The 25930-nt window shown below is 70.7% G+C and carries 21 protein-coding genes, 2 tRNA genes and 1 pseudogene; 14 read left to right on the top strand and 10 right to left on the bottom strand.

What is annotated here, in order from left to right; genetic code table 11:
• Nucleotides 1–49: 49 nt before the first annotated feature.
• Nucleotides 50–1171 (top strand): FkbM family methyltransferase, encoded by a 1122-nt coding sequence (locus ABZ826_RS00265; RefSeq protein WP_361439798.1) that lies wholly within the window; start codon nt 50–52, stop codon nt 1169–1171.
• A gap of 352 nt (nt 1172–1523) precedes the next feature.
• On the opposite strand, the gene ABZ826_RS00270 is transcribed toward ABZ826_RS00265, so the two are convergent.
• From ABZ826_RS00270 to ABZ826_RS00295, 6 genes are all read right to left on the bottom strand, one after another.
• A complete protein-coding gene (locus ABZ826_RS00270; RefSeq protein WP_361439801.1) occupies nt 1524–1691 on the bottom strand; it encodes an ABC transporter ATP-binding protein in 168 nt (55 codons plus the stop codon).
• 47 nt (nt 1692–1738) lie between these two features.
• The gene (locus ABZ826_RS00275; RefSeq protein WP_361439804.1) at nt 1739–2740 is read right to left on the bottom strand and encodes a DUF2156 domain-containing protein; all 1002 of its coding nucleotides are present in this window, start codon (nt 2738–2740) and stop codon (nt 1739–1741) included.
• A gap of 117 nt (nt 2741–2857) precedes the next feature.
• Nucleotides 2858–2948 (bottom strand) — tRNA-OTHER (locus tag ABZ826_RS00280).
• A 119-nt stretch (nt 2949–3067) separates the two neighbouring features.
• Entirely contained in the window at nt 3068–3490 is a 423-nt protein-coding gene (locus tag ABZ826_RS00285; RefSeq protein WP_361439807.1) for a hypothetical protein, read from the bottom strand.
• Complete coding sequence (locus tag ABZ826_RS00290) at nt 3487–4419, bottom strand: helix-turn-helix domain-containing protein (RefSeq protein ID WP_361439810.1); 933 nt, start codon at nt 4417–4419, stop codon at nt 3487–3489. Before ABZ826_RS00290 ends, ABZ826_RS00285 begins: the two co-directional genes overlap by 4 nt.
• A 318-nt stretch (nt 4420–4737) precedes the next feature.
• Nucleotides 4738–5466, bottom strand: coding sequence for a VC0807 family protein (locus ABZ826_RS00295; protein ID WP_361439813.1), 729 nt, complete (start codon nt 5464–5466; stop codon nt 4738–4740).
• 398 nt (nt 5467–5864) lie between these two features.
• On the opposite strand from ABZ826_RS00295, the gene ABZ826_RS00300 reads away from it, so the two are divergent.
• Both ABZ826_RS00300 and ABZ826_RS00305 read left to right on the top strand, forming a co-directional pair.
• Nucleotides 5865–6470 (top strand): DUF4291 domain-containing protein, encoded by a 606-nt coding sequence (locus ABZ826_RS00300; RefSeq protein WP_361439816.1) that lies wholly within the window; start codon nt 5865–5867, stop codon nt 6468–6470.
• Nucleotides 6471–6593: 123 nt separating this feature from the next.
• Nucleotides 6594–7316, top strand: a complete 723-nt coding sequence (locus tag ABZ826_RS00305) for a DUF981 family protein (RefSeq protein ID WP_361439819.1) — start codon at nt 6594–6596, stop codon at nt 7314–7316.
• A gap of 59 nt (nt 7317–7375) precedes the next feature.
• On the opposite strand, the gene ABZ826_RS00310 is transcribed toward ABZ826_RS00305, so the two are convergent.
• Nucleotides 7376–7942 (bottom strand): AAA family ATPase, encoded by a 567-nt coding sequence (locus ABZ826_RS00310; RefSeq protein WP_361439822.1) that lies wholly within the window; start codon nt 7940–7942, stop codon nt 7376–7378.
• A gap of 204 nt (nt 7943–8146) precedes the next feature.
• Between ABZ826_RS00310 and ABZ826_RS00315 the strand changes: the two genes are divergently transcribed.
• The 4 genes from ABZ826_RS00315 (at nt 8147) to ABZ826_RS00330 (ending at nt 14071) form a co-directional block, all read left to right on the top strand.
• Nucleotides 8147–10846 carry an alpha/beta fold hydrolase gene (locus tag ABZ826_RS00315; protein WP_361439825.1) on the top strand — a complete coding sequence of 900 codons (2700 nt, stop codon included), beginning with the start codon at nt 8147–8149 and terminating at the stop codon, nt 10844–10846.
• Complete coding sequence (locus tag ABZ826_RS00320; RefSeq protein WP_361439828.1) at nt 10843–11718, top strand: ABC transporter permease; 876 nt, start codon at nt 10843–10845, stop codon at nt 11716–11718. The genes ABZ826_RS00315 and ABZ826_RS00320 overlap by 4 nt, the downstream gene beginning before the upstream one ends.
• A gap of 132 nt (nt 11719–11850) precedes the next feature.
• Nucleotides 11851–13437 (top strand): von Willebrand factor type A domain-containing protein, encoded by a 1587-nt coding sequence (locus ABZ826_RS00325; protein ID WP_361439831.1) that lies wholly within the window; start codon nt 11851–11853, stop codon nt 13435–13437.
• 184 nt (nt 13438–13621) lie between these two features.
• A complete protein-coding gene (locus ABZ826_RS00330) occupies nt 13622–14071 on the top strand; it encodes an anthrone oxygenase family protein (RefSeq protein WP_361439834.1) in 450 nt (149 codons plus the stop codon).
• A gap of 64 nt (nt 14072–14135) precedes the next feature.
• On the opposite strand, the gene ABZ826_RS00335 is transcribed toward ABZ826_RS00330, so the two are convergent.
• A complete protein-coding gene (locus tag ABZ826_RS00335; protein ID WP_361439837.1) occupies nt 14136–14345 on the bottom strand; it encodes a hypothetical protein in 210 nt (69 codons plus the stop codon).
• Between the two features lie 204 nt (nt 14346–14549).
• On the opposite strand from ABZ826_RS00335, the gene ABZ826_RS00340 reads away from it, so the two are divergent.
• The 3 genes from ABZ826_RS00340 (at nt 14550) to ABZ826_RS00350 (ending at nt 18625) form a co-directional block, all read left to right on the top strand.
• Complete coding sequence (locus ABZ826_RS00340) at nt 14550–16055, top strand: FG-GAP and VCBS repeat-containing protein (protein ID WP_361439840.1); 1506 nt, start codon at nt 14550–14552, stop codon at nt 16053–16055.
• A gap of 257 nt (nt 16056–16312) precedes the next feature.
• Entirely contained in the window at nt 16313–17074 is a 762-nt protein-coding gene (locus ABZ826_RS00345; protein ID WP_361439843.1) for a hypothetical protein, read from the top strand.
• Between the two features lie 1089 nt (nt 17075–18163).
• The gene (locus tag ABZ826_RS00350; protein WP_361439846.1) at nt 18164–18625 is read left to right on the top strand and encodes a hypothetical protein; all 462 of its coding nucleotides are present in this window, start codon (nt 18164–18166) and stop codon (nt 18623–18625) included.
• 1262 nt (nt 18626–19887) lie between these two features.
• On the opposite strand, the pseudogene ABZ826_RS00355 reads toward ABZ826_RS00350, so the two are convergent.
• Nucleotides 19888–20112: pseudogene (locus tag ABZ826_RS00355) on the bottom strand (hypothetical protein); the annotation flags it as partial.
• Nucleotides 20113–20347: 235 nt separating this feature from the next.
• Here ABZ826_RS00355 and ABZ826_RS00360 point away from each other — a divergent pair.
• Nucleotides 20348–20677, top strand: coding sequence for a hypothetical protein (locus tag ABZ826_RS00360; protein WP_361439849.1), 330 nt, complete (start codon nt 20348–20350; stop codon nt 20675–20677).
• A gap of 204 nt (nt 20678–20881) precedes the next feature.
• Here ABZ826_RS00360 and ABZ826_RS00365 read toward each other — a convergent pair.
• A tRNA-Arg gene (locus ABZ826_RS00365) sits at nt 20882–20954 on the bottom strand.
• A 328-nt stretch (nt 20955–21282) separates the two neighbouring features.
• Between ABZ826_RS00365 and ABZ826_RS00370 the strand changes: the two genes are divergently transcribed.
• The 3 genes from ABZ826_RS00370 (at nt 21283) to ABZ826_RS00380 (ending at nt 25686) form a co-directional block, all read left to right on the top strand.
• Complete coding sequence (locus ABZ826_RS00370) at nt 21283–22935, top strand: dynamin family protein (RefSeq protein WP_361440416.1); 1653 nt, start codon at nt 21283–21285, stop codon at nt 22933–22935.
• Nucleotides 22932–24896 (top strand): GTPase, encoded by a 1965-nt coding sequence (locus tag ABZ826_RS00375; RefSeq protein WP_361439852.1) that lies wholly within the window; start codon nt 22932–22934, stop codon nt 24894–24896. The genes ABZ826_RS00370 and ABZ826_RS00375 overlap by 4 nt, the downstream gene beginning before the upstream one ends.
• Before the next feature lie 100 nt (nt 24897–24996).
• A complete protein-coding gene (locus tag ABZ826_RS00380) occupies nt 24997–25686 on the top strand; it encodes a single-stranded DNA-binding protein (RefSeq protein WP_361439855.1) in 690 nt (229 codons plus the stop codon).
• Nucleotides 25687–25930: the final 244 nt, after the last annotated feature.

The following is a 25930-nucleotide window of genomic DNA, read 5'->3' on the forward strand; positions in this document are numbered from 1 at the left end:
CCGCTCCACGCACCCCGGAAAGCGATTGTCGATGACGGAGGAACTTCTCGTGACGAAGCCCGACCGGTCCACTTCACCGGATGCGCCGACGACGGAACTCGACGATGTGCGCGATCTGATTCTGCGCTGCCCCGGCGTCGCCCGTGCGCGACTGGAGCGGACGGCCGCGGGCCGGCTGACCGCGCGCGTCCAGGGCTGGGACAACGCGAATGACCTCTCACCGGCCGGGCCGCTGAGCGAACTCGCCGAGATAAATCCGCACGAAACGCGCTTTCTCTACGACGAGATATTTTCCGCCGAATCCTACTTGCAGGGCGGCATCACTCTCCGCGAGGACGCCGTGGTCTTCGACGTGGGCGCGAATATCGGAATGTTCAGCCTCTTCGTCGGTGCCCGCTGCCCCTCGGCAAGCGTTTTCGCCTACGAACCGGTGCCCGACGTCTTCGACGTGCTGCGCAGCAACGTCGAGCGGCACGGAGTCTTCGCGCGGTTGCTGCCCTTCGGACTGTCCGACCGGGAGCAGGAGATCGTCTTCAACTTCTATCCGGGCATCTCGATCATGTCGTGCCGCAGTGACTACGCGGACCTGGACAACGAGGTCGACCTGATCAAGCAGTACGTGGCGAACACCCGGGAGGCCGGCGCCTCGGGCCGGGACGACCACCTGGCCCAGGTGGAGGCCCTGGTCGCCAAGGACTTCGAACTCACCGAACGGCGTTGCCGGCTGAGGGCGCTGTCCGATGTGATCGAGGAGACCGGAGTGGAGCGCATCGATCTGCTGAAGATCGATGTGCAGCGGGCGGAGCTGGACGTCCTGCGGGGCGTCGACGAGCGTCACTGGCCCGTGATCCAGCAGATCAGCATGGAGGTCCACGACGAGAAGGGCACCCCGACCGAAGGCCGGGTACAGCTCGTGACGGACCTGCTGACCGCGAACGGCTTCCGGGCCGCCGTGGCCGAGGAGGACCTGCTGCGCGGCACCGGCCGGTACGCCGTACAGGCGGTTCGCCCCGAGTACGCGGACGATCCCCGGCCGGTGGTGGCCTCGGCCGATTCCGGCAAGCCGCGCCTCGACCCCCGGGCCATCCTCGACTGGCTGGCCGAGCACCGGCCCGCCGGACCGGTTCCGGACGAGATCGTGCTGGTCGACGGCCTGCCGCCGCAGGACTGAGCGACCCGGGCCGACGCCCGTACATCACGCAGGGGCCCGCCGGACCGGATACGGCGGGTCCCTGTTCGTCATGCCCGCAGTTCGATGTGCGTGTTCGCCGTGTCCGTTGTCCGTCGCCCGCTGTCCGTTGCCTGTTGTCCGTCGAGCCCGTTGTCGGTCGTGCCCCCTGCCCGTCGCCCGCTGTCTGTCGTGTCTGTCCGTCGTGCCCGCACGGCCGGGTGCCGGGCGGGACACGGTGCGCACAGCGCGCAAGACCCCCGGGACGGTGGGTCCAGGGGGTCCTGCGGACGGCGAGGGGTGACCGTCCGGCGGTGGTTCTTCGGTCGGCGGCCCGTTCGGGCGCCGTGGTTCTTCAGGCGGTGGCCCGTTCGGGCGCCGTGGCCAGCAGGGCGTCCAGCTCCGTCAGTGCCAGGTCCGCCGCGGCGGCGGCGGAGGCGCTGTCCGGGGCGCCGGCCAGGCCGAAGAAGGTGTTCAGCAGCTGGCCCTCGGCGGCTTCCAGCTGCTCCGGTGTCGGTCCCATGGCAAGCTCCCGGGTCTCGGTTCGGGTCGGACGGATGGGGCACCGCCTCAGACGGCGTTGGCCGCCTTGAAGATGTGCAGGAGTCCGCTCAGCCGGGCCTCGCCCTGGAAGGCCACGTACTCCGGCAGTACCAGCGGCGCCCACTTCTGCTTGTAGGCCAGCTGCGTCTGAGCCGGGTACACGGCCGCGCCATTGGCCAGCAGCCACCGCATGAACCAGGCGAACCCCTTGCTGGCGCCCGGCACTTCGTACTCCTCGTCCAGCCCGGTGAACGGCGTGAACCCGAAGTGCAGCCAGTCGGCCCCTTCGGAGACGAAGGTGTCGATGGCCGTCCTGTTGATGGCCTCCATGATGCCCGGCACCTTGTCCGGAAGCCGGCGGCTGAGGTCGTGCAGCCAGCCGCTGCGGCTGCCGTGGGCGGGGGAGTAGGAGATGTACCCGACGGGCTTGCCGTCGATCCGGCCCACGAAGAGGCGGCGCAGTGCCTGCGCCTCGCCGCCCAGTTCACCCACCAGGAACTCCAGCGGCTTGGCGTGCTCGCCCTTGCTGCCCAGCCAGGCGCGGTCGACCTCCGCCACCGCCTCCGCACAGTCCGCCAGGGGGCTCTCCGTCACCGTGAGCCCGGCCCGGAACGAACGGGCGATCTTGTTCCGCAGCTGCATGAAGCGTGTGCCGCGCAGGCTGAAGTCGGCCAGGCCGATGGCGTACGACGCGCCCACCTGGTTCACGGTGAAGCCGTGCTCGGCGTACAGCCCGGTCTCCGCCCGCTGGAGCTGGACCGACACGACCAGACGATCCTGCGCGGCGGCGAACTCCAGAAAGCCCTTCAGCAGCCGGCTCGCGGCGTCCGGGGGAGAGAAGGGGCCGCCGAACTGCACCAGATAGGGACCGGAGGTCCGGTACACGATCACTCCGGGCACACCCGGCAGTGAGAAACGGGAATTACCGCTGCTGAGGGCCAGGAACGCGCTGGGATTGTCGCTGAACTCCGCCACGGCACGGAGCGTGTTGTCGAAGTCGATGCTGTCTGCTGTGACACTGGAAGTCATCCTGCACGCCCCACGAGAATAGACGGGTAATGCGGTCTGCCGCCGCGCAGCGGGAAGTCAGACAGATCCGGCCCTGCTCCTGGTGGAGTGCAGGGCCGGATCCATTGCTGCGTGCTGCGGAGAGGGCAGGATTCGAACCTGCGTGGACCTTTGCGGGCCCGACCTTGCTTGCGCGCGGTCCCCGATAAACCACTCCGGGCACCTCTCCGTGTTCCCGGTCCGGTCTCCCGTCCCGTTCACAGTGAAGAGTCTGCCAGAGGGTCCTGACATGGCCCTGACGTCCCGCTGATGGTGCGCCGACCCGGTCCGCCCCGGCCCGGCACACCCTCACATGCGCCGCAGGCCCGCGTACTGGAGCGCACCCATGGCCGCCACCACCAGGCCCTGGAACACGATCCATCCGTTGCCGATGCCCGTCGCGCTCAGCGAGTCCATGGCGACCGTCGCGACGCTGAGCACGGCCCAGGCCACGTTCATGGTGATGATGACCGAGACCGCGCCGCGGCTGATGTTCTCCTGGCGGGAGACGACCAGCACCCACAGGGCGTACACCGTGAGGAACACGCCCACCGGGTACTGCACCGCGAGGCGCACGCCCAGGAACGAGTCCAGGACCGTGGCGAGTGCGAGGTAGCCGATGCCGTTCGCACCGGTGAGGACCACGTCCGCCACGAGGGCGAACCGCAGGAGGCTGTCGGAACGGGCGGCGCCCGTCGCCGGGACCGTACCCGCGTTCTGGGACGACGTCATGAGGTCTTCCTTTCGTTGTCGTGCTGCTGATCCGGAGGTGTGTGCAGGGTGGAGCCGGCCGTGCCCCCGGCGTCGGAGAACACCGGGGTGGGCGAGCCGAGGAGGACCCGGGTCTCGGTGTTCGCCGGAAGGAACGATTCGAGTGCGATGCCGCTCAGCGGGCCGCAGGGGAGATCGGAGAACAGGGTGCCGGGGCGCTCGCCGAACGAGGTGACGATGTGGAAGAAGGTCAGGAGGTGCCCCTCCCGGTTCAGTTCGATGGGCAGAAGCAGAGCGTCCGCCTCCCGGGAATCGGTGAATTCCGATTCCTCGGAGGTGGAGAATTCCGTGTCCCGTGTCTCCAGAAGGCCTTCTATGGACGCTTCCAATTCCCACAGGCGGGCGTCCCCGGTGATTTCGCTCCAGCGTCGGAGCATACGTATGACGTGGTAGCGAACCTGGGCGAGATTGGTCAGGTGCGGCGCCAGCCCATCCGGGTGGAGAATGATGCGGAGGAAATTGGCGGGTGCCAGGAGGTGGCCCGGCACATCGCTCATCAGCATTTCCATCGTGTTGTTGAGGGCCACGATGTTCCAGCAACTGTCGGTGACCATGGCCGGATACGGTTCATGACCGGTCAGCACCTTCTCCAGAACCGGGCGGACGTCATCCGGCAGCGGAGGGACGCTGGCGTACCAGCGCAGCCTTCCCGCCGCGGTCGCACGGGCGACGAGTTGCTGTCGGTGCGCGGGCGGCAGCCCGAGCGCCTGGGCGATGTGGAGAACCGTCTCGGCGTCGGGAGTCTGCTCGCAGGCCTCGATTCGCCTCAGATGGTTCAGGGAAAAACCGGCCCGCTCGGCAAGCATCTGCTTGCTGAGCGATTTCTGGCGCCGCAGGTCACGCAGAAGCAGCCCCAGGACGCCGTCGTCTTCGGAGGAACGCATGCCCATACAGGGACCGTAATGACCGGCGCGCGGCCATCTCAATTACCTCTCAGGTAATCGTCGCCCGCTCGGTCGAGGGAGTTCGGACCGGCTCGGCGGCACCGGCTCCGGTTCGTCGCTCCCTCGCCGGATCGTGCCGCCTCGTACGGCCATGGCCGGAGCCGGAACACGCGGGAGCGGGCCTGTTCGCGGTGATGGGCTCGCGGTCGGTGGCGGGCCCGCTCGCCGTAGCCGGAAAGCAGCCGGAAAGCGGCTGGAAATCGGTCGGGGAACAACAGAAAAAGGGAAGCCGCGAAAACGGCTCCCCCTCTCGGTCCCACCGTGTCACCGGGCGACGTCCGTGGCCCTCCCGGCGCCGACCGCCTCGTCGATCATCCGCTCCATCGGGACGGCGCCGAACCGCCCCGAGACCAGGAACGCGAACACCAGGGTCGCCACCATGACCACCGTGCCGAGCCACACCATCGTGTCCACCGGAACCGTGTACGCGCCCACGGTCCGTACGACGCACTCACCCAGCAGCGCCGCGCCCCACACCGCCGAGAACCGCACCTCCGCCCGCCGGAACGCCGCCGACTCCACCGAAAGCCGCTGCCAGGCGGCGTCCTTGGCCGCGTCACCCTTGACCAGCCACGGCCGCATGCCGGCGCTCATCATCGGCTGCCCCTTCAACGCGGTCACCAGGACGACGATCCCGATGATGCTGCTCACCCCGCTGTCCTTGGCGAGCATCAGCCGGGGGTCACCGACCACCAGGCTCGTCAGCAGCCCGACCGTGTTGACCGTCACCATCAGCGCCGCCGGCCCGTTGAGCCGACGCTTGCGCACCACTCCCCACGCGGTGCGCACGGCCGGCAGCACGCTGCTCCAGGCCAGCGCGGCGAACGTGCCCGTGCCCGCCGCCTTCAACGCGTAGTACGAGACGAGCGGCACCCCCACATCCACGAGCAGCGGCATCATGCTGTCCAGCAGCGCCTCGGAGGAGCTCACAGAATGGGCGGCGACCGGAGCGTCTGCGACAGGGGCGGTGGCTGTGGCGGCCGGGCTGGTCATGACGGGTTCCTCTCCCGCATCGGCGGGCGCCTTCGCGGCCCCGCTCTCGATACGTACAGACTGGCCGCCGGGCCCCGTTGCCCGGCAGAGCCGCGTGTACCGAGGTCCGTATGACGAATGTCAGCCGTCGCCGATGACACGACCGCCGGCCGACGCGGCTCACTCGGCGGGGTGCGACCGCCCCAGGGCATGCGCGCGACAGCCACCGCGGCCCCCGTCCCGCGGTGACTTCCTTATGTGCGTGTCGACGCAGTAAGCGGCGGGTCCCCGGCCGGGCCCGCGCGGGGCGCGCCGGGGCGCGAGAGCACCCAAGGTCCCGGTGACGGGGGCCCGGCTGCCGCGCGCACGGCGCGGTAACTCGCTCGCCGTACCCGGCCGGCCGATGCTGTGATGGGGTCATGACCGCCCCGACCAGGCCGCAGTACGAGATCCGCGCCCAGCACACGGATACGACCATCACCGTCTACCAGGCGTACGCCCCGCACATCGGCCGTCCTGCCGCGCGCGACGGGCGTTTCCCGGACGTATGGAAGCGCGACCGCATGACATGGATCAAGCCGAGCTTCCTGTGGATGATGTACCGCTGCGGCTGGGCCACGAAGGAGGGCCAGGAGACCGTCCTGGCCGTCGAGATCATCCGTGAGGGCTTCGACTGGGCCCTGGCCAAATCCGAACTGTCCCACTACGCGGGGGAAGTTCACCCCGACCGTGTCGCCTGGCAGCACAGCCTGCGCCGGAGCCCGGCCCGCGTCCAGTGGGACCCCGAGCGCGACCTCCGCCTGGACCGGCTCCCGTACCGCTCCCTCCAGCTCGGGCTCTCCGGCGAGGCGGCGCGGCGTTACGCGGACGAGTGGACGGTGTCCATCACCGACGTCACCCCGCTCGCCCGGCGGATCCATGAACGGGTGTCGGCCGGGCGGCTCGACGACGCGGCAGGACTCCTGCCGCCGGAGTCGCCGTATCCGTCGGCCGACGCCCCGCTCCTCGCGGGGGCCGCGATCTGACCCGAGACCCGGGCGGAGGCTCCTCGGCCGGCTCGGGGTGGGCGCGGCCGGAGATCTGACCCCGAGACCCGGACAGAAGAGTTAATGCCCGATAAGGGGCATATCTGACGATACGCTCCGCGCATGATCCACCATGCCATCTCCCTGGCGGCAACCGGCCTGAAGATCGACTGGGCCAGGATGCCGACGTACGACACGATCATGTCGGTGGCCGCCGGTGCCGGGCTGCTGCTCGTGGTGGTGCTGGGGCGTCAGCTCCTCACGCCGGGACGCGTCATCACCCCCGACGGCTGGGTGCTGGCCTTCGGCGCCATCGGCTTCACCCTGGTCACCACCGGCCTCCACATGACCCTGACCTGGCCGCTCGCCGGACAGGGCTTCCCGTTCGACAACGTCATCTTCGGCGAACCGGCACTCGCCTTCGGCGTCTTCCTTCTCGCCGCGAGCTTCTACCTCTGGAAACGCGGCGCCGAGCTCAACAGCGCCGATCGCATCGTCCGCACGGCCCGCGTCGCCTCGCCCATCTCCGTCTTCGTGTTCGGCCTCGGGCTCGCCTGTTTCGGGATCGCCGCCGCGGGCTGGAAGTACACGCTCTTCGCCGCGCCGCCCGAGGAACCCATCTCCGGGGAGTTCGCGAAGTGGCCGATGCTGGAAGCGAGCTTCATGTCCGGGCTCTACGTCCTGGTGGGCATCGGCGCGCTCCTGTTCCCGTTCGCGCTGCGTCGCCCCAGAAGCTGGATGAGCCCGGTCGTCGGGGTCGTCTGGGGCCTGGCCGGACTGGCGTTCCTGCTCTTCGGGGGGCTGAACTACTTCACCCACATCGGACTCATCGTCAACACCATGTGAACCGCCCCGGATGCTGCTCGGCCAGCGGGGAGCGAGCAGGGGCCTGCGGGGCGGCGCCTTCACGGCGAGAACACCGTCCCGGCCGCCCCCGCCGGATTCGCCCATCCCGTCACGGCCACCACCTCGCGCGCGATGTCCGTGACCTTCCGGCCGTCCGTCGCCAGCCGGACCGTGTCCGCCGGTGAACGCTCGTCCAGGAGACGAGCCTTGCGGACGCTGTTCGCCACCTCGCGGTCGAGTTCCGAGCCGATCTCGCGCCCCGCGAGCCGGCCGTACGTCGTGGTGTCGGAGGCGGTGAGCAGGACCCGGACGATCCGTACGTCCGCACCCATCGCACGCTCGAACATCGCCGCCGACTCCGGCAGCACGCTCACCGTGTTCGTATAGATCAGGCGCCGGTAGCCGAGGTCCGCGAAGTTGGACCAGACCGCCGTCAGGTTGCGTTCGGTGATCCCCGCCCGGTGCGGATCGCCCCCCGGCGCGGGATGGACCTGGCCCATCAAATCGCCCTCCACGACCGCGTGCGCCACCTCGACGGCCCGAAGCTGAGCCGAAACCTCCCAGGCCACCGTCGACTTGCCTACGCCCGCGCGCCCGCCGATGAGCAGTACCTCTGCGTGATCCATGTCGGCAGGGTGCCAGCCCATGCGGTCTCCCGCGATCCGATTGCGCGGGCGCGCCGGGCGGGGCCGCCCGAACGCGCCCGCCCGAGCGGTGCGGCATACCGCGTACGGAGTACGGCGGATGGACGCCGTACGCCCCAAGCGGGCGGGAGAGTTCCCCCTGGCGGCTGCCCGCATACGGCGGACGCCCGCTTAGAGTCGGGAACCATGGAGACCCCTGATGCGCGTACGTCCCGGTGGTGGCGACCGCCGCCCCGTCACCGCGGCCGATGGGCCGCGGCACTCGTGGTGCTCGTCGTGCTGGCCGGTGCGGGGGTCTGGACCTCCGTGGCCGACGGCGGCGGGCCCGCCGTGCACCGCCAGGACCGGATGATGCGGGTCGACGGGGTGTCCATCGACACCTCGTACTTCACCACCGGGGGCACGGAACGCCGGCCGGCCGTACTGATCGGGCACGGGTTCGGCGGCAGCAAGAACGATGTGCGGGTGCAGGCCGAGCAGCTGGCCGGTGCCGGATACGCCGTGCTGACCTGGTCCGCACGCGGGTTCGGGAAGTCGGGCGGGAAGATCTCGCTCAACGCCCCCGACCGCGAGGTCAAGGACGTGTCCCGGCTGATCGACTGGCTGGCGGACCGGCCCGAGGTGGAGCTCGACGCGAAGGGCGACCCACGGGTCGGGGTCACCGGGGCCTCCTACGGCGGAGCCGTCTCGCTCCTCGCCGCCGGGTACGACAAGCGCGTCGACGCCATTGCACCGCAGATCACCTACTGGAACCTGGCCGACGCGCTGTTCCCCGACGGGGTCTTCAAGAAGCTCTGGGCCGGAGTCTTCATCACCACCGGCGGCGGCTGCCAGAAGTTCGAGCAGCAGCTCTGCGCGATGTACGAACGGGTCGCCACCGACGGAAAGCCGGACGCCGCCGCGCGTGCGCTGCTGACCGAGCGTTCCCCGAGCGCCGTCGCCGACCGCATCAAGGTGCCCGCGCTCATCGTCCAGGGCCAGAGCGACTCCCTCTTCCCGCTCGGCCAGGCCGACGCCATGGCCAAGGCGATCAGTGGCAACGGCGCACCGGTCGCCGTCGACTGGATCGCCGGCGGGCACGACAGCGGTGAGACGGAGACCGACCGGGTGCGGCAGCGGATCGGCGGGTGGTTCGACCGTTACCTGAAGGGCGACAAGGGCGTCGACACCGGCCCCGGATTCCGTGTCACCCGGACCGGCGGTGTCGACTCCACCGACGGGGCCGTACTCACCCGCGGGGCCACCAGCGATACGTACCCGGGGCTGACCGGCGGCGCGGAGACCTTCGACCTCGGGCATCGGACCCAGACGTTCCGTAACCCCGCCGGGGCCAACCCGCCCGCCGTCTCCGCCGTTCCCGGTATCGGCGGCGGGCTCTCCCGGCTGTCCTCCCTCGGCGTCGGCCTCTCGCTCGACTTCCCCGGACAGTTCGCCCGCTTCGACTCGGCCCCGCTGGACACGTCCCTGCGCGTCACCGGCTCCCCGACCGTGCGGGTCCGCGTCGATGCGGGGCGCGGCGACGCCGTGCTGTTCGGCAAGGTGTACGACGTGTCGCCGGACGGCAGACAGCAGGTGCTGCCGTCCCAGCTGGTCGCGCCCTTCCGGATCACCCCGGACCGCCAGGGCGGACCCGTGACCCTGACCCTGCCCGCCATCGACCACGCGTTCGACGCGGGACACCGGCTCCGCCTGGTCCTCTCCGCCACCGACCTCGGTTACGCCTCACCGGCCGAGCCGACGACGTACCAGGTGACCGCGCTCGGTCCGCTGACCGTCCCCACCGACCCCGCCCTGAAGACCGCACCGGCCACCCTGCCCTGGTGGACCTGGGGGCTCCCGGCCGCCGCCGTCGTGATCGCCGCCCTGCTGCTGCTCACCGCCCGCCGCCGTACCGCCACCCCCGCACCCGACCCGGCGCTCGCGCAGGTGCCTCTCCAGATCACCGGCCTGTCGAAGAAGTACGCCAGGTCCGCCGACCTTCCCCGAGCTCTCAGCTTCGTTCGAGCAGGGGAGGCCCCATTCGCCGTGAAGGAACTGTCCTTCCGGGTCGAGAAGGGGCAGGTGCTCGGGCTCCTCGGACCCAACGGCGCGGGCAAGACCACGACCCTGCGCATGCTGATGGGCCTCATCACGCCCGACGGCGGCGAGATCCGCGTCTTCGGGCAGGCCATCCGGCCGGGCGCGCCCGTGCTGTCGCGCGTCGGCTCGTTCGTCGAAGGCGCAGGCTTCCTGCCGCACCTGTCCGGACGCGCCAACCTGGAGCTGTACTGGCAGGCCACGGGGCGCCCCGCCGAGGACGCGCACATCGAGGAGGCCCTGGAGATCGCCGGTCTCGGCGACGCCCTGGCCCGTGCCGTCCGTACGTACTCGCAGGGCATGCGGCAACGGCTCGCCATCGCCCAGGCCATGCTCGGCCTGCCGGACCTGCTCATCCTCGACGAACCGACCAATGGACTCGACCCGCCCCAGATCCGCGAGATGCGCGACGTGATGATCCGGTACGCGGCCGGGGGCCGGACCGTCATCGTCTCCAGCCACCTCCTCTCCGAGGTCGAACAGTCCTGCACCCACCTCGTGGTCATGGACCGCGGCCGGCTCGTCCGGGCGGGCCCCGTCGCCGAGATCACCGGCTCCGGCGACATGCTGCTCGTCACCAGCGCGCAGGACCTGGCCGAATCCCTCGTGGAGAAGGTGGCGGCGCTGCCGGGGATCGGCTCGGCCGTCCGCACGGGCGACGGCCGCGGGCTGCTCGTCCGGCTCGACGGCGCCACCTCGTCCGAGCTGATCGCCGAACTGGTCCGACTGGACGTGCCATTGACCGGTGTCGGCCCCCATCGCCGCCTGGAGGACGCGTTCCTCACCCTGATCTCCGGAGGCTCCGCATGAGTGCCGCAGCCGATCTCGCCGACGCCGCCGAGGCCCCCGGCTACCGCGCCCGGCGCACCCTGCCGCTGCGCGTCGAGGCGGTACGTCAGCTGCGCAGACGCCGCACCCTGCTCATGGGCGGGGTGCTGGCCGCGCTGCCGTTCATCCTGATCACCGCGTTCGCGATCGGCGGCACGCCGTCCTCACGCGGCGGCGGCGACCGGATCACGCTGATGGACACCGCGACCGCGTCCGCCGCGAACTTCGCCGCGACCTGCCTGTTCGTGTCCGCCGGGTTCCTGCTCGTCGTACCGGTGGCACTGTTCTGCGGGGACACCGTGGCCTCCGAGGCCAGTTGGTCGTCGCTGCGCTATCTGCTGGCGGCGCCCGTGCCACGGGCCAGACTGCTGTGGAGCAAGCTCGTCGTGGCGCTCGGCTTCAGCCTGGCCGCGATGGTGCTGCTGCCGCTGGTCGCACTGGCCGCGGGAGCCGCAGCGTACGGCTGGGGGCCGCTCGAACTCCCCACCGGCGGCGCGCTCGCGACCTCGGCCACCGTGCCGCGCCTCGCCCTCGTCGTCGCGTTCGTCTTCGTCTCCCAACTCGTCACCGCCGGGCTGGCGTTCTGGCTTTCCACGAAGACCGACGCCCCGCTGGGCGCGGTCGGCGGCGCGGTCGGACTGACCATCGTCGGCAATGTGCTGGACGCCGTCACCGCGCTCGGCTCCTGGCGCGAATTCCTGCCCGCGCACTGGCAGTTCGCCTGGGCGGACGCGCTCCAGCCCGATCTGGAGTGGGGCGGCATGGCGAAGGGCGCGGCGATCTCGGTGACGTATGCCCTGATCCTGTTCGCGTTCGCCTTCCGGGGGTTCAGTCGTAAGGACATCGTGTCCTGAGCTCGACATTCCGCCGATTCCCCGGACTCCGTTGCCGCATCGAGATTCATCCGCAACGTCTTCGTCTGCTCCTCGGCACCGTCTCGCACGTCACATTCACCAGTGCTGACACGACGACGTTGGGGGCTGGACATGGAACGCCGGACGGGGAAGTACGCGGTGAAGTACGTACGGACATGGCAACGGGCACTCGGTGGGCTGCTGGTGGGCGGGGTGCTGCTCACCGGGTGCTCGGGCACGTCGACGGAACAGCATGCCGCCGCCGACCGCCGGGGCGCACCCGTCCCGGCACCCGCCGCGTCGGGCGGCGCCGCCGACCGTGACGGCGCGAAGAGGCGGGACGGGCTGCGGGAGTCCGCTCCCCCTGACTACCTGTCCACCTTCGCCCTGGACGTCGACACGGCCTCGTACGGCTACGCGCGGCGCACCCTCGCCGACGGCAACCTGCCCGAGCCGGGCACCGTGCGGCCCGAGGAGTTCGTCAACAGCTTCCGCCAGGGCTACCGGCGCCCGGCCGGCAACGGCTTCACCGTGAATCTCGACGGGGCCCGCGCCAGGGCCGACGGCTGGTCGCTGGTACGGGTCGGCCTGGCCACCCGGGCCGCCCCCGCCCGTGCCGAACGCCCGCCCGCCGCGCTCACCTTCGTCGTCGACATCTCCGGCTCGATGGCCGAACCGGGCCGCCTCGACCTGGTGAAGAAGTCCCTGGGCATCCTCACCGACGAACTCCGCGACGACGACTCGGTCTCCCTGGTCACCTTCAGCGACAAGGCGACGACACTACTGCCGATGACCCGGCTGCGAGACCGCCGCGGCACGATCCGCGACCGGGTCGACTCCATGGAACCCACCGACTCCACCAACCTGGAAGCGGGCGTCCGCCGTGGGTACGACGAGGCGGTCCACGGTCGTGTCGAGGGTGCCAACAACCGGGTCGTCCTGCTCTCCGACGCCCTCGCCAACGCCGGTGCGACCGGCGCCGAAGCCATCCTCGAACGCATCGGCACCGCCCGCCGCGAGTACGGCATCACCCTCTTCGGAGTCGGCGTGGGCAGCGACTACGGCGATGCGCTGATGGAGCAGCTCACGAACAAGGGCGACGGGCACACCACGTACATCGCCGACGAGACCCAGGCCCGGAAGGTCTTCGTCGACCAGTTGCCCGCGCATCTCCAACTGACGGCACGCGATGCCAAGGCCCAGGTCGCCTTCGACCCCGAGACCGTCGAGCGGTTCAAACTGATCGGCTACGAGGACCGGAAGGTCGCCGACGAGGACTTCCGCAACGACCGCGTCGACGGCGGAGAGGTCGGTCCCGGCCACGCGGTGACGGCGCTCTACGCCGTACACCTCCGGGACGGTGCCCACGGGCATGTGGCGACCGCGACCGTGCGCTGGCTGGACCCCAAGTCCCGGGCACCGCACGAGCGGACGGGGTCGGTCGGGACGAACGCGATCGACGGTCCGCTGTGGGGCGGCGACAGCAAGCGGCTCCAAGTGACCGCGGTCGCCGCCTACTTCGCCGACGCACTGCGCGGCGGCGGGCTGCCGGGCGCGCCCGGCCTCGGAGAACTCGCCGCGCGGGCGGACAAACTGGCTTCCGCGACCGAGGACGAGTCGGTACGGAAGCTGGCGACCGCGATCGGACAGGCGGACCGGCTGAAGGGCGGCACGGACGGCAACGGGTCCGGGGGCGCGCGGGAGGGCGAGATGGACTGACCGGGGAAGGCGGTGGCCCTTTCCGGCCCGCTGAACGGCCGTACGGACCGGGGGAGACCACGGCCTCTTCCGGCCTGCTGAAAGGCCGCAGGGACCGGGAAAGGGGCTGTCCGGAGCGGGGCCGGTCGCACAGACCAGCGAAAGTCGGCTGTGTGGCCCGCCCGCCGACGCCATGATGTGCACCATGTCCTCCCTGTTTCTGGCGCTCGCCGTGATCACGACCGGCCTCTACGCGGGATTCCTGCTGACGTTCCTGATCGCGATCATGCCCGGCATCGCGGTACTGCCCGACGAACGGTTCACGGCCGCGATGCGCCGCTTCAACGAGAAGGTGCCCGGACCGGTCTTCCTGGTCCTCTTCCTCGGTGTGATCGCCTTCCCGGCCGCCGCGGTCGTCGGAGGGGACGGCGGCACCGGCCGACTGCTCGCCGTGGCGGCGCTGGTCTGCGCGGCCGGCAGCCACCTGATCACGATCGCCGGGAACATCCCGCTGAACAAACAGCTCGCGGAGTCCGAGGGCGGCGACGACAGCGCGGCCCGCACGGCGTTCGAGGCCCGCTGGAACAACCTCCACCGGATCCGGACGGCCCTGTCCCTCGCCGCGTTCGCGCTGCTGGCCGTGGCCGCCGCGTAGGACGAGGGTCCTGTGCGGGACGGTGGACCGGTCCCTTCCTGTCAAGGGCCCGCCAGGCCTTCGGTCACTGCGCCGGCGTCCGCTCGATGCCCGCCCGGACGAAGGAACGTGCGAGGCGCCCCCGTTGGACGCGCCACTTCGGGGAGGCCGGGCGCGGGTCGGCGCCGTAGCGGCGGCGGTGGATGTCGGCGACGACCTCGGCGGGCGCCCCCGACTCGGCCGGCACCTCCAGCGCCTCCCCCTTGGTGAGGAGCCGCCCGTCCCGCAGGGTCACCGACGCCCGCGCGAGAGTCGGCGGTCGGGCCTGTTCGGCGACGACGGCGCATCCGGTCGGTTCCGTCCGTCAACTCCCTGGGCGTGGAGGAGCTGTGACGGTCGATGCCGGGAACGCAACCCTTGGCCGCGCGCGCCGGTCTGAGTCTGCACAGTGCCCAGTGCACCGCACACCCCCCATCCCTGAACGAACGAAGGAGTCCACGTGGCACACCGTGTTCTCGGAACCACCGTGGTCCTCGCCATCACCGTGGCGACCGCCGTGATCACCCTCCCCACCGCCCAGGCGTCGACGCCCGCCCCCGTCACGGCCTCGGCGTCCCCCGCGGGGGCCGTGCCCGCCCCGGCCCCGCGACGTGACGACTTCAACGGGGACGGCTACCCGGACGTGGCGTTCACCGCACCCGGTGCCACCGTCGGCGGGAAGGCCGGAGCCGGGTACGTGGGTGTGGTGTACGGCTCCAAGACCGGTCCGCAGACCTCCACCAAGCAGGTCTTCACCCAGGACTCGCCCGGAGTCCCGGACACCGCCGAGGCCGGTGACGCGTTCGGCAGCTCGATGGTCTCCGCGGACCTGGACCGGGACGGGTACAGCGACCTCGTGGTCGGCGCCGGGACCGAGAAGGCCGGCACGGCCGACGCCGCCGGTTCGCTCACCGTGATCTGGGGCGGCCCGCAGGGGCTGTCCGGCGGCGCGACCCTGCTGACCGGCGACGAGCGGTACGCGGGGATCGGCGCCAAGACCGTCGTCGGCGACTTCGACGGCGACGGAGCCATGGACATCGTCACCCTCGGCATGGGCGACCTCCACGTCCTGTCCGGCCCGTTCAAGCGCGATGGCAGTGCCGCGGCCCCCGTCCGGGTGATCCGGGACATGGACGATCTGCGTCATCTCGACTTCGCCGCAGGCGACTTCAACGGCGACGGCCGCGACGACCTGGCCGCCGTCGTCCACGACGGCGACGAGTTCGACGCCCGGCGCATCCACATCCGCAACGGCGGAGCCAAGGGCCTCGCCGAGAAGTACACCGTCGTCAACCGGCCGAACGGCTACCGCCTCCAGGGCGGCGAGACCATAGCGGCCGGGCAGATCAACGGAGACAAGTACGCCGACCTCGTCGTGGGCCGCACGATCGAGGGCTACGACAGCGACCTGGACTATCCGCTCGCCCTGGGCGGCATGATCACCTACGTACCGGGCAGCGCGACCGGACCGCGGGGCGACCGGGCCAAGGTCTTCAACCAGGACACCGCCGGTGTCCCCGGCGTTGCCGAAGTCCACGACGGGTTCGGCGCGTCACTGTCGATCGGCGACGTGAACGGCGACGGCTACGGCGACATCGCCGTCGGCGTCCCCTACGAGGACCTGGGCAGGACGAAGAACGCCGGCTCCGTCCTGGTCCTGCCCGGCACCGCGTCCGGGCCCACCGGGAAGGGCACCGTGGGCTTCAACCAGGACACGCCGAGCGTCCCCGGTGTGGCGGAGGCGAACGATCAGTTCGGCGGAGCCGTCAAGCTGGTCGACGCCAACCGCGACGGTCGCGCCGAACTGGTCGTCGGCGCCCCAGGAGAGAACGCGGACGCGGGCTCCCTGTGGGTCTTCCCGGCCACGGCCTCCGGTGTGACGGCCAAGGGCTCGTTCACGTTCGGCCACGGCGCGCTGGGCACGGTGGCGAAGGCCGCCAAGCTGGGCTCCTCCTTCAACCGCTGACCGGGCCGTGTCGCGCGCGCCGCGACCACGGCGGGGGGCCGGCCGGTCCCTGCCGTCGGACCGCCGCATGCCGTATGCCGTCCGGCGGCAGGGCCCGGCCCCATGCGGCGAGGCCGTTCACGGCGACGGAGGAGAAGGCCATCGCCGGGCCGGCCGTGGCGCCCGGCCCCGGGTACGTCTCGCCCATGACCGTGGCCGCCGCGTCCCGAGCCTGCGAGCATGGCGACGCAGGCGGAAGGCACAGCCGAGGGGGCACGGTGATTTCTGAGCCGGAGATGGCGGGGGAGTTCGATTCGGTCGAAACCCGAGAGGTGATGGGCGGCTTCGACCGGGAGCTCGCCGGGGGCCGTCGGCCACGAAGACCGTGGCTGTGGGCGCTGGGCGGGGTGGTGACGGCGTCGGGCCTCTGGGCGGCGGCGCTGTTCCTGTACGGACAGGGCGATGGAGCCCCCGACACGCACGGGTACCGGCTGGACCGGGACCCTTGCCCGTCCCTGCGGCTGAAATCGATCGGCGCGGCGATCGCACCGAGGGAGCGCACCGCCCTTCCCGACTCGGAGGTGTTGCACCACGCCGTCCTCGATCAGACCCAGTGCTTCATTCCTCTTCGCTCCCGGGCCGGGGCGGAGCGGAACGCGAAGGGCTGGTCCCTCCACTACACCGTCGGAATCACGGTGGCGCTGCACAAGAAGACCGACCCCGGCGCCGAATTCGAGGCGCGGCGACAGGTGACCGATCTCGGATTCGATCCCGAAGCGAAGCTGGAGACGGTTCCGGACCTCGGCGACAAGGCGTACCTGCTGACCGGGGACGACGGCAACGCGGAGCTGCGGGTGCTGGAGGGCGGAGCGGTCTTCTCGCTGAGCCTCTCCTCCTTCACGCAGTACCTGGGCGACGGCCACGGTGAGGACGACGGCGAGGGCACGGCCGTCGGCGGTCCGGACAACACGGACCTTTCCCCGTACCAGTCGGCCATGATCAGTGATATGCGCGACCTGATGTCGAGCCTCAAGCGCTGAATCCGGGGCCGAACCCCTGCGGCCCGCGGCCGGGTCGGCGCCTGCCGGCCTCGCGCACGGGACTGCGGGAACGACCACGGGCGCGGCCCCGTCGGTTGCCGACGCCTGCCGCCGACGGCCCCCGGGGCGAGACCATCGAGGCCGGGCGGTGGGGCGGACCACACCCCCACCAGCACGTCCGCAAAGTCTTACGCCACCACTACGCCGCGCTCGCTACCGTGCCTCCGGCCGCAAAAAAAGGCCCTCCCGAGGAAGGGCCTGACGTCGTACGGGCAGAGCGCCCCCGGCAGGACTCGAACCTGCGGCCAAGCGCTTAGAAGGTGTGCGAGCCTTAGCGATGTGCTCACCTGCGAATACGCAGGTGGCGCCGGACCAATCCAGGGAAAGGCGCTTGGCCTATCTCTCCCCTGAATTTGGCGGTAACTCGATCCCTCGAATGAGGGCTGCCCCGGGACCCATCGTAGGGCGCTCCGGAGCAGCCAGGGCGCGGCCCGTCATCTGGACGGATCGGTGTACCTCGCGCGGGGGTACACAGCCGTACACGATGGAGGTAGCGACCATCTCCCGGCAACGGCATATGCCACGCAACCACCCGGGCGAGCGACCACTCCTTCTCGCGCAGTCAAGCAGCCGATCGATCGAAAGAACGTCAGCCCGGCGAGGGAGGCCCCTCATTCGGGTGTCATATGCGCTTGTCTCGCTACAGACTGTTAGTGGTCGTGATCTTCTGTTGCTGTCTCCTAGTGCTGCCCGGCGCCGCCGTAGCAGTGAGGGAGGGGCGAGAGGAACAGAGTGGATCGTTCGAAGGTAAGCCGTGCGTGGAAGTCGGTCGGGCTGGCTGTTGCCGGTGCGTGTGCCCTGTCGGTGTCGGTGACGACGCCCGCTCCCGCGTTGGCCCCCGGGGCGGCGGCAGGGTCGAGCGGTTACCTGAATCTGCACCAGTGCGTGTACGGCAACGGCAGCAGGATCTATACGAATCTGCTGCCGAACACCGCGAACACGCGGTTCAACACGGGCACCAAGGTCTCCAAAGATGACGAGTCGACGGTGACGTGCGGCCCAGGAGCCGGCGGCTGGACACTCAGGCCAGTGAACTCCGCTGTGTACAACGGCGACCGGTTCGGCAGCGGCCGCAGGTACCTCAACCTGCACCAGTGTGTGTACCACAACGGCTCGACCCACTACACGAATCTGCTGCCGAACACGAAGAACGCAACCTTCAACACCGGCACCAGCATCTCCACCACCGCGGACACGGCCCTGGAATGCGGCCGCCCCAGCGGCTGGCCGCTCAACTCCGTGAACTCTGCGCTCTACACCGCAGACTTGACCGGCGTCAGCGGCAGGTACCTGAACTTGCACCAGTGCGTCTACAACAACGGCACCAGCCTCTACACCAACCTGCTGCCCAACACGGCGAACACGCGGTTCAACACGGGCACCAGGGTTTCCAACACCGCCGACACGACCGTGGTCTGCGGCCCAGGGGCCGGCGGCTGGCGGCTGGACACCGCGAACTCGGCCGTCTACGCCATCGACCTGCTGGCGTAGCAGGTTGACCACCGTTCATACATGAGCGGGCAGCGGTCCACCCGGCACTCCGTCGGGTGGACCGCTGAGACTGGACCTCGGTTTGGATCGCCGGGCGGACCAGAGGCAGCAGCCCGCCGCCAGACAACCACAGGCCCACGCGCCGAAGTCGGAGGCGGGTGCGCGTACGCGTCCGGCCGAGCCCCGAGTCGCCGTATGAGGCGACGACATAGGGGCCAATGATTCCGCGATCACAGTCGATGCAGATCATCGGCGGACATCCCGCCACACGCGGCCGAGCCGGATGGCGACTGGGCACGGCGGTCCGGCTTTGCAGTTGGTGCAGTGGTAGGTGTGGCCGATGAGCGTCCGATACGCGGCGTCGGACGCGAGCATGCGCTTCGTCAAGGCGATCATTGGCAGCCCTTCCAGCGGGTGGAACAGCAGCGGGGGAACCAACAGGCAGAGGTGCTGAGGGCGTCGGTCAGGTCGCATGCCGCCGCGTTGGATAAAGGTGCCGCGCACCAGACGCAGTTGGCACCGCGCTGTTGGTGCGACGACAGCGACTCGACGGGCGGCAGCTTCCGAAGGATTCCGGGGGCGGAACGCCTCGGCAGGAAGGTGCGGGAACCCGCCCGGATCAATAGCAGCCCAGAGGGCGGCCGGATCGGAAGGCCGGCCGGACCCGTCGGGCTTCTCCAGCCGCACCCTGCCTGCAGCGGGGCGCGTGACTGGCGGACAGCACAGAGGCCACCCCGCCGGATAGACCGTCAACTGCCGTACGGGCCACAGCTCGGCCACGAATTCTGGCGGCACGAGCCACCAAGCCACATTCCCCAACGGATGCGCGGGCACTGGGCCGAGCGCGTCCGCGGGGAGTAACTGCATTGCGCCAACGGTCCGTGTCAGCGACGCCTCGGCGACGAGCCACAGCGCCCCGCTGGGGATCGCTGCGAAATCGCCGGACTGCCAGGAAACGGACAGGTCGGCGCCCCTACGGATCTCGCCGAGCCGGTCGGCAAGAACCCGTCGGGCCTGTTGAGCGCTGGTTGACGAAGGGGCAACCATCAGGCAGGGGGTGTACTCCGCGTGAGGGATCGCGCGTTGCCAAGCGGACTCGAACGCCTCGGAGCATGCCAAGTCGAGGCGCTGCCCGCGCTGCCACGCAATGAACCGGGGCCGTCGAGGGTGTAGCTGTCGCGCAACTCCAGGTGCACCGCGGTTCGTTGAGCTCGTGCAAGCGCCTCACGTGCTGGGGGTTGCAAAGTCGCCTCGGTCCGGGCGGGGATGTACTGCAGCATCGCGGCGGGCAGCCGGATCATCGTCTCGTTCGGCGGGATGTTGGTGGAGTGTCCCGGGATGGAGCCGACTTCCTTCGCCTGCTCGATGGTGTCGGCGTCCGCCACATACGACTGGATGATCAGGTCGCCGGTGACGTCGTCACGCCAGATGGTGGGCGATTCATCAGTTGGGCTCTCAGAGTCGATCCCGAGGAAATGCAGAGCCATGGTGGTTCCCCCTCCGAGTGGATTGCACGGGGTTCCACGGCCGGTCGCCCGAGGAGCAGACCGCAGTCAACGGCATCTGCGTCATGTGCCTCCGAACGCGCGAAGGCGCCCCCTGACAGCCCGCAGGCCAGTCAGGGGACTATATGCCTCAGCTATCAGTTTCCTGTCCTGATGCGGACCAGTGAACCCCATAACCTGGCGGTGCAGATCCACCGGGATACCCGAGAGGAAGTACGTGAGTAACGAAGAGCAGACGACGCCGGACGAGGATCTGAAGGCTGGCGCGGTCCCGCAAATCCCGGCTGTGATCCGCCTGCGGGAGGTGCCGGCGGCGGCTGAGGCCCGGGAGAGTCTCCTGCAGGCTATCGCCGCGGAAGCCCGGGCGGTCACCGCCAAGCACCCGGGGCAGGCATCCGGTGCGCTGGAGGAACTGGCCCGTGCCTACGCTCTGGTGACGACAGGCGTCACAGCGCAGCCGGTGCCCTCTGGCGTGGCGGATGGCCCCGGTCTGCAGGCTCGTGCCGGTGGGCACCAAGTCGGGCTGTGCCTCGAACTGGAGCCGTGACTTCGGCGGGCCGCCCCTACGGCTGTCCGTGCTTCTGTCGGGCGGCGGGTGCCCTCATTGTGCGACGTCGCATCGCGTTCCGGAGCGCGGGTGGAGCCCAACGTGTCCGCTGGACAGAGTCCCACTACGGCGCGCTCGCTAGCGTGCCTCCGACCAGCGAAAAGGCCCTCCGATGCGGAGGGCCTCCTGATCGTGCGGGTTGTGCGCCCCCGGCAGGACTCGAACCTGCGGCCAAGCGCTTAGAAGGCGCCTGCTCTATCCACTGAGCTACGGGGGCCGGATGGTGGCCTCGGCGGCCTGGAGCCCTGGGGCCGGGCCGGTCGGTGACCTGCCGGGACAAGGATAGGGCTCCGATCGCCTCGACCCGGTTGCTTCACCTGCGTGGCACGATGTGGAGGTTCGGTGAAGCGAACCGATAATCGCAGGTAGGTGGGATTCGCGCATCGCTTTTGACGCCTCGCGCCCCGGGTGTTGTGCACTCGTTATGCCTGCGCCCCACTCGTCCCCTCTGTCCGGACTCCGTCCCAAGGGGAGAACCGGCGCGCAGAGGCGGCTATACGCTTCAAAAAGGCTTCAAAATTGGGCATTCTTCGCATGTGGTGACCTTGGACGTACGGCCTCAGCTCATCGACGCACTTTCCGCCCTGCGCGACCGTGTCGCTGCCGTGCGTCTTCCACTTCCGCTGCCGGGCGCCCCACGCGCTCGCCAGACCCGGAGCGAGCTGCTCGCCCAGCTCGACGACTATCTGCTTCCCCGGCTCAGGGATCCTGAAGCACCCCTGCTCGCGGTCATCGGCGGCTCCACCGGGGCCGGGAAGTCGACCCTCGTCAATTCGCTGGTGGGACGGCTGGTCAGCGAGGCCGGGGTGCTGCGGCCGACCACGCGGACACCCGTGCTCGTCTGTCATCCGGATGATCACCACTGGTTCGCCGGTGGCCGTGTGCTGCCACAGCTCACCCGGGTCTGGCTGCCGCCGGAGGAGTCGGGGTATCAGGGCCGGTGCGACGACCTTGACGGGCTCGACGGGAGCGAGGACGAGGACGGGACCGTGCTGCGCGTCGAGACCGCCAACGGGTTGCCGCGCGGGCTCGCGCTGCTCGACGCGCCCGACATCGACTCGCTCGTGGTACGCAACCGAGTGCTGGCCGCCGAGCTGATCTCCGCCGCCGACGTGTGGGTCATGGTGACCACGGCCTCCCGGTACGCGGACGCGGTGCCATGGCATCTGCTGCGTACCGCCAAGGAGTACGACGCCTCGCTCGTCACCGTCCTCGACCGGGTGCCGCACCAGGTGATCGCCGAGGTCTCGCGGCAGTACGGGGCGCTGCTCACCAAGGCGGGCCTCGGTGAGGTGCCCCGCTTCACCATCCCCGAACTGCCCGAATCGGCCGGCGGCGGCAGCGGGCTGCTTCCCACCACCGCGGTCGCCCCGTTGCGGGCCTGGCTCACCCATCGCGCCCAGGACCCGGCGGCCCGTCAGCAGGCGGTCGGGCGCACGGCGGCCGGGGTCATCGACTCGCTGGGCGTGCGGATGCCCGCGCTGGCCGGAGCCGTCGCGGCGCAGCACGCGGCCGCCGTGCGGCTGACCGGTATGGTCGAGGACGCGTACCTCACGGAGGGCGCCCGGGTCCGGCGGCGCCTGGCCAACGGCGGTGTGCTCGCCGGGGACGCCCGCACCCGATGGCGCGGATACCCGCTGTACAGCACCTCCGAGGAACTCCTCGAAGCGCTGGTGGAGAGTCTCGCCGCACTACTGCAGTGCGCCGTGGCAGCCGCCGACGAACAGATCCGCACGACCTGGCGGCGCGAGCCCGCGGCCGGGGTCTTCGGTTTCGAGGACGTCGGCCGGGAGGCCGGGGGGTGGGGGCCCGCCGAGGACATCCGGGGCCGGATCTCCATGGCCGTACGACGCTGGTGGCGGGTGCTGGAGGAACTCGCCGAGGAAGAGGTGCGCCGACTCGAACGCAGCGCCGCGCCGGACGCCGAGACCGTGACGGCGTTGCTGGCCGCCGCACTGCTCGGCGGGCGGCGCACCCGCGGCGCCGGCGAACAGCTTGCCGAACGGATCGGTGCCCAGGGTGCGCTGCGGCTGCGCGACAAGGGCGGGGTCCTGCTCACCGACTGCCTCGACCGGGTGCTGGACGGCGAGCGCGACCGGCGGCTCGCGCCGCTCGACGCGCTCGACGTGGCGCCGGAGCCGCAGGCCGAACTGATCGCCGCCCTGTCCGTACTGCAGAAGGAGAGGTGGCAGCGATGACTGCCGTCATTGACGAGGGGCCCGGCCGGGGCGAGAGTCCCGCTTCTCACGAGGACCGTGATCAGGACCGCCCGGCCCGGGGCCCGGCGCCCCAGGCGCGCGGCGACTGGAACGACGGGTTCATCGCCCGGCGCGCGGCCGTCAAGGCGGCGAATTCCGAGCCCGGTGCCGTCCTGGACGAGGACGTACGTCCGCCGCAGGTCGAGGCGTACGTACCGTCCGGCGGTCCGCTCGGGCCGCGGCTCGACGCGCTGCGTGAACTCGTCGGACTGTCGAGGGCCAGGCTCGACCGGGCCACCCTCGCCGAAGCGGGGCGCGTGCTCGACGAAGCGGCGGCCCGGCGGCGGCTCTCCTCCCGGCACACCGTCGTCGCCATCGCCGGAGCGACCGGCAGCGGCAAGTCGACGCTCTTCAACTCCCTCGCGGGCGTCCAGATCTCCGACACCGGGCTGCGCAGGCCGACCACCGCCGCCCCCATCGCCTGCTCCTGGACCGACGGGGCCGCCGGACTGCTGGACCGGCTCGCCATCCCCGGACGGCTCCGGCGCAGGCCGCAGCAGGGCGGTCCGGACGCCGACGAGGCGCTGCAGGGGCTCGTCCTCGTCGACCTGCCCGACCACGACTCGGCGGCGACCGGGCACCGTGATCAGGTCGACCGGGTGCTCGCGCTGGTCGATGCGGTGATCTGGGTCGTCGACCCGGAGAAGTATGCGGACGCGGCCCTGCACGAGCGTTACTTGCGGCCGCTTGCCGAGCACGCCGAGATCACCTTCGTCGTTCTGAACCAGATCGACCGGCTGCCCGGCGACGCCGCCGACCAGATCCTCGACGATCTGCGCAGGCTGCTCGACGAGGACGGCATGGCGCTCGGCGAACACGGCGAACCGGGCGCCACCGTCATGTCCTTGTCCGCGCTCACCGGCGAAGGCATGGGCGAACTGCGCGAGGTGCTCGGCCGGTTCGTCCAGGAGCGCACGGCCGCCGCGCGCAGGCTCTCCGCGGACGTGGACGCCGCCGCGGCCAGGCTGCGTCCGTTGTACGTGGCGGAGGGGCGCCCCGGTCTGGGCGAGCGCGCCCGCGAGGAGTTCGCCGACCGGCTCGCGGAAGCCGTCGGAGCGGGCGCGGCGGGCCAGGCGGCCGAGCGCGAATGGCGCAGGAACGCCGGACGGGCGTGCGGCACGCCGTGGTTGCGGCTGTGGCGCTGGTACGAGTCCACCCGGCGGCCGGGAAGCCTGGAGTGTCCGGCGCGGCCCGCACCCCCCGAGGAGCGGCTCACCGCCCGTCAACGCGTCGAACAGGCGGTGCGGACGGTGGCGGACGGGGCCGCCGACGGGCTGCCCGGCCCCTGGGCCCAGGCGGTCCGCGAGGCCGCGGTGAAGGGTGCCGAGGGGCTGCCGGAGGCGCTCGACGAACTGGCGGAGAGGACTGGCGCCGCGGACGGGCGCGGGCGGCCGACGGGCGGTGCCGGGGACATGGGCGGCGCCGGTGAGGCGGGTGGCGTGCGCGGTGCGGCGGGTCCGGGCGGTTCGACGGTCGTGGCGACCGGGGTGGCCGGGGCCTCCGGTGTGGCGCACAGCGGTCGCGTGGGCGGGAGGCCGCCGCGGCCCAGGTGGTGGCCCGCCGCCGTGCTGGCACAGGCGTCGATGACGCTGCTGCAGATCTTCGGCGGACTCTGGCTGGTCGGCCAGATCGTCGGTGTGCTCGCACCCGGGTTCCTCACGCCCGCCCTGGTGATGCTGGCCGGGGTCGTCGGAGGCCCGTTGGTGGAGTGGTCGTGCGCGGCCGCGGCCCGGGGGCCCGCGCGACGGTACGGACAGGAGGCCGAGCGGCAACTGCGCGAGGCGGCGGCGGCCTGCGGACGGGCGCGGGTGCTCGATCCGGTGGCCGCGGAACTCGTGCGCTACCGCGAGGTGCGGGAGCGGTACGTGGCGGTGACGGAGTTTTCCACAACTGTCCGGTAGTCCACAGGCATCAGCGGCATTTCCGCCTTCCCTTCAACCTGGGACCGGTGACCGCGCGGGTGCGGTCGCTGGAGCCGAAGGCCGAAGGGGAGGCGGAGTCATGAACGACACCTTGGTGACACTGGTGGGAAACGCGGCGACGGGCGTGGAGTTCCGGGAGACCGCGACCGGCGGAATGGCGCGATTCAGGTTCGCGGTGACACCACGCCGTTGGGATCGCGAGAAACAGCTCTGGACGGACGGGCACACCAGCTTCTACACCGTGTGGGCCTGGCGGACCCTGGCGTCGAATCTGACCGCTTCCGTCTCGGTCGGAGAACCACTTGTCGTGCATGGCAGGTTGAAGGTCCGCGAGGAGGAACGGGAGGGCCGGCGCCGGACGTTCGTGGACATCGAGGCGGTTGCCGTGGGACACGATCTGACACGGGGGACGGCCGCGTTCCGGCGGGTGATGAGGAGCGAGCCGGGGCCGGTGGCACGCCGGGGGAGTGCGGACGGCGCGGTGGACCAGGGCGACGGACCGGGGCGCTCGGACGAGCCGGACTGGTCGGGCGGCCCGGCGCGGGAGACACGGGAAGCACGGGAGGTGGGCGAGGTGCGGCCGGGTGGTTCGCGCGAAGCGTCACGGGACGAGGGGGACGAGCGGGAGGGAGAGGGTGAACAGTCCGAGCGGGCCGAGGGGGGCGAACAGGCCGAGCGAGCCGAACAGGCTGAACGGACCGGCCGACAGCGGGTGCGGCGGCCGACGGTGCGTCAGAAGCGCGGTAAGGAGCTGGCGTCGATGTCGTGACCGGGCCGGAGCGAGGGTGGATCTGACGATGAGTTGGATCGAGGGGCGTCGAGGCGCCGCGCGCGATACCGGCGATAACGATTCCGATTCGGAATGGTTGTACGACGGTATGAGGGGGGATTGTTCATCTCTTCCTCCTTAGGATTCCCCCGTACTCACGGGGTACTTGAGTCGACTGGCGAGACAGTCCCCACACGCGCATCAGGCGCGGAAGGTCTCGCCCGGAGGGGAATTCTGTGTTTTC

It is taken from the genome of Streptomyces sp. NPDC047515 (genome assembly GCF_040643055.1).
GTDB lineage: Bacteria > Actinomycetota > Actinomycetes > Streptomycetales > Streptomycetaceae > Streptomyces.